Below are 3,300 nucleotides of genomic sequence, written 5' to 3'. Positions count from 1 at the left end.
ACTCGACCAGCTCACCCTCGGTGACCCCGACGGCGCCCAGCAGCTCCGCCCGCCCGATCCGGGGGACGGGAGCACGGTGGCCACGTCCCCGGGCCCGTCCGCGGCGGCCGCGTCCTCGACGGGCCGGCCGCCGATGACGTCGGGTCCCGGGGCGCGCTCCAGCTCGTGGCTGAGCTGTTCCAGCTCGCTGCCGCCCGCCATCTGGCGGGTGAGCTCGTCGAGGGCGATCTCGGACTTGGCGTGGCTGCCGGCCATCGCGCCGCGCTTGAGGAGCACGAAGCGGTCGCCGACGAGGTAGGCGTGGTGCGGGTTGTGCGTGATCAAGACCACGCCGAGGCCGGCGTCGCGGGCCGCGGCGACGTATTTGAGCACGACGCCCGACTGCTTGACGCCGAGCGCCGCCGTCGGCTCGTCCAGGACGAGGACCTTGGCGCCGAAGTACACGGCGCGGGCGATGGCCACGCACTGGCGTTCGCCGCCGGAGAGCGTGCCGATGGGCTGGTCCACGTCGCGCAGGTCGATGCCCATCCGCAGCAGCTCGGCGCGGGTGGTCTCGCGCATCTTCTGCACGTCGAGCCGCTTGAACGGGCCGGCGCCCCGGGTGGGCTCGGAGCCGAGGAAGAAGTTCCGCCAGACCGGCATCAGGGGGACCACGGCGAGGTCCTGGTAGACCGTGGCGATGCCGCGGTCCAGGGCCTCGCGGGGCGAGTCCAGCCGGGCCGCCTCGCCCTCGATCTCGAAGGTGCCGGCGTCGTGCCGGTGCAGCCCCGCGATGATCTTGATGAGGGTGGATTTGCCGGCGCCGTTGTCACCGAGGACACAGGTGATCTCGCCGGCGTGGACCTCCAGGGAGACCCCTTCGAGCGCCCGGATGTTCCCGTAGAACTTGCTCACGTCCGTGAGCTGCACCAATGCGGTCACTTGCTGGCCTCCGCCCGCTTGCGGACCCATGCGTTCAGGAGCGTCGCCAGCAGCAGCATCGCCCCGAGGAAGAACTTGAACCAGTCCGGATTCCACTGGGCGTAGACGATGCCCTTGCTCGTCATGCCGAAGATGAGCGCGCCGACCGCCGACCCGATGGCCGAGCCGTAGCCGCCGGTCATCAGACAGCCGCCGATGACGGCCGCGATGATGTAGAGGAACTCGTTGCCGACGCCCTCGCCGGACTGCACCACGTCGTACGACAAGAGCAGGTGCTGGCCGGAGATCCAGGCGGCGAAGGCCACCGCCATGTACAGGCCGATCTTGGTCTTGTTGACCGGGACGCCGACCGCGCGGGCCGCGTCCGCGCCACCGCCGACGGCGAAGATCCAGTTGCCGACGCGGGTGCGGAGCAGCACCCAGGTGGCCAGGGCCACCAGGCCGAGCCACCACAGGACGGTGACCTGGAGGTCGACGTCGCCGATCGACAGGTGGGAGGCGAAGAGCGCCTTGGCGGAGTCGAAGCCCTCCATGTCACCGATGGTCTTGGTGGAGACCGTGCCGCTGATGAGCTTGGTGAAGCCGAGGTTCAGGCCCGTGAGCATCAGGAAGGTGCCCAGCGTGATGATGAAGCTGGGCAGCTTGGTGCGGGTGAGCATGTAGCCGTTGAAGAAGCCGAAGGCCAGGGTGACCAGCAGCGACACCCCGACGCCGGCCCAGACGTTGGCCGTCATCTGGTAGCTGAACATCGAGGAGATCAGCGCGGAGCTGGTCACCATCACACCGGTCGACAGGTCGAACTCGCCGCCGATCATCAGCAGCGCGACCGGGACGGCCATGATGCCGATGGTCGAGGACGCGTAGAGCACGGTGGAGAGGCTGGACGCCTGCAGGAAGCTGCTCGCGACGACCGAGAAGAAGACGAAGACGGCGACGGCGCCGACGACCGAGCCCAGCTCGGGGCGGCCCATCAGCTTGCGCAGCGGGCCGCGGCCGAGCAGCCGCTCGTCCGGCTCGTCGTGCACGGGGGCGGTGGACGCGCTCATCGGGTACCCCGCTTCGCGTACTCGGCGAGGGTCTTGGCGTCGTCCTTGGTGACGATCTGCGGGCCGGTCAGGACCGGGCGGCCGCCGCCGAGCATGTCGCGGTTGTAGCGGTAGAGCCACAGCAGGTCGACGGCCTCGTAGCCCTGGAGGTAGGGGTCCTGGTCGACGGCGAAGCCGAGCTTGCCGGACTGCAGGTCCTCGGCGACCTTGGCGTTGAGGTCGAAGGTGTCGACCTCCACCTTGCCGCCCGCCTGGTCGGCGGCCTTGACGGCGGTGGCCGCGAAGGGGGCACCGAGGGTGACGACGGTGTCGACGTCCTTGTCGGACTGGAGCTTGGCCTCGATGGACGACTGCACGTTGGGCATGTTGGTGCCCTCGACGTAGAGGTTCACCACCTCGCCCTTGAAGGTCTTCTTCACGCCGTCGCAGCGCTGCTCGTGGCCGACGTTGCCCTGTTCGTGCAGGACGCAGACGGCCTTCTTGCGGCCGCGCTCGTTGAGCTGCTCGCCGACGGCCTCGCCCGCGATCACCTCGTCCTGGCCGATGTGGGTGAGCGCGCCGAACTCCTTGGACTTCTCGGAGCCCGAGTTCACCGTGACCACCGGGATGCCGGCCTTCTTCGCCTTGGCCACGACGTCCTTCATGGCGTCGGGCTTGGCGAGCGTGACGATCAACCCGTCGACCTTCTGGTCGATCATGGCCTGGACGCTCTGCGCCTGCTTGTTGCCCTCGGCGTCGTGGGCGTAGAGGAACCTGATGTTGTCCTTGACGGCCGCCTGCTTGGCGCCCTTCTGGACGATGTCCCAGAAGTTGTCGCCATCGCCCGAGTGGGTGACCATCGCGAAGGTCCAGCGGGGCGTGTCGACCGCCGAGCGCCCCTGGGCGGCCTTGGCGGCCCGCTCCTCCGCGCGCTTGCCGCCGGTCGCGCTGCACCCCGCCAGGGTGGCGCCGAGCACCGCTGCCACCACGGCGCTCACCGCACGTACGCCTGTCCGAACCCTTGCCACGAGGAGTCGCCCTTCTCACTGTCTGTCACGGTGCGGCCGGACCCCTGTCCTGCGGGCCCAGCCGCCCAAGTATCCGTCACCATCCGTCACCGTTGTCCGCGGGGGCTTCGGCGGGTGCCGTACAGGGCTGCTGCATGTGGGTGGAGTTCTAGTGGCCCGCACCACACCGCGTCAAGACTTTGTCCGAACATTCTGACCACCTCGGCGTAGCGGGGGCCTTGCCGGCGGGTTGCGGGGGTGCACCACCGCTGCGCGGCGGTGTCCTCAAGCGCCGGACGGGCTGCTGTGCCCTGTTCTCAAGCGCCGGACGGGCTGAAAGCCCGTCC

The 3,300-nt window shown here is 69.4% G+C and carries 2 protein-coding genes and 1 pseudogene; all 3 read right to left on the bottom strand.

The genetic code is table 11. From position 1 onward, the window contains the following. Positions 1–144: 144 nt before the first annotated feature. Positions 145–951: pseudogene (locus ABZ951_RS33670) on the bottom strand (ATP-binding cassette domain-containing protein); the annotation flags it as partial. Beyond that, positions 918–1,967, bottom strand: coding sequence for an ABC transporter permease (locus ABZ951_RS33665; protein WP_344085466.1), 1,050 nt, complete (start codon positions 1,965–1,967; stop codon positions 918–920). The pseudogene ABZ951_RS33670 and the gene ABZ951_RS33665, both read right to left, overlap by 34 nt. Further along, positions 1,964–2,944: a sugar ABC transporter substrate-binding protein gene (locus ABZ951_RS33660; RefSeq protein WP_344085469.1), complete on the bottom strand. Its 981-nt coding sequence runs from the start codon at positions 2,942–2,944 to the stop codon at positions 1,964–1,966. The genes ABZ951_RS33665 and ABZ951_RS33660 overlap by 4 nt, the downstream gene beginning before the upstream one ends. Between the last annotated feature and the right edge of the window lie 356 nt (positions 2,945–3,300).

Origin of the sequence: Streptomyces sp. NPDC046215, from assembly GCF_040646215.1 — a bacterium.
Taxonomy (GTDB): domain Bacteria; phylum Actinomycetota; class Actinomycetes; order Streptomycetales; family Streptomycetaceae; genus Streptomyces; species Streptomyces stramineus.
This window is presented reverse-complemented; position numbering and strand designations above follow the sequence as displayed.